2 protein-coding genes are annotated in these 564 nt (G+C 78.2%); both read right to left on the reverse strand.

Annotation, left to right across the window (positions count from 1 at the left end):
• Positions 1-3 precede the first annotated feature (3 nt).
• Positions 4-216 carry a hypothetical protein gene (locus CTKZ_RS21095; protein WP_124344705.1) on the reverse strand — a complete coding sequence of 71 codons (213 nt, stop codon included), beginning with the start codon at positions 214-216 and terminating at the stop codon, positions 4-6.
• 160 nt (positions 217-376) lie between these two features.
• A partial coding sequence (locus tag CTKZ_RS21875) for a hypothetical protein (protein ID WP_160142953.1) occupies positions 377-564 on the reverse strand: 188 nt, incomplete at its 5' end.

The raw sequence follows: 564 nt of genomic DNA on the forward strand, positions 1-564 counted from the left end.
CGTTCACGCGCGGTCCCCCGCTCGGTCGGCGGGCGGCCCGACGGGTCCGTCGGCGGACGTGCCCGACGTACGAGACGTGCTAGACGTGCGGGACGTGCGGGACGTGCCGGGCGGGAGGTCGGCGGGGAGCGCGGGCGCGCGGTCCGCGCGTCGGGCGACGAGCGCGACCGCGGCGAAGAACACCACGGTGAGCGCGACGAGGGCCAGGTCGGCCACGAGGGATCACACCTTCGGGAGGACGTGCGGTCGCTCGTCACGAACGGCCGGCGGTCCTCGGGAGGGGCCGCACCCGCAGGTCTACGCCGCCGCACGGGCGCGGCGGCCGGTCCTGACGGTTCCTTGACGGTGCCGTGCGCGACCTTGACGGGCCTCGTCGTCACCAGGGCGACGGGCGCTCCGTCCCCGTGCGGGCCCGGGCGGTCCGGACCGGGCACACCGCGGCGTGCGCGGCCGCGTCCGCGGGGCGGTCCCGCAGCGGCTGGAGGCAGTCGAGGCAGACGGACGTGCCTGCGAGGCCGGCGGGCGTCAGCAGCTCGTCGACGACGAGCGCGCACTCGGCGGGGG

Source organism: Cellulomonas algicola, from assembly GCF_003851725.1.
GTDB lineage: Bacteria > Actinomycetota > Actinomycetes > Actinomycetales > Cellulomonadaceae > Cellulomonas > Cellulomonas algicola.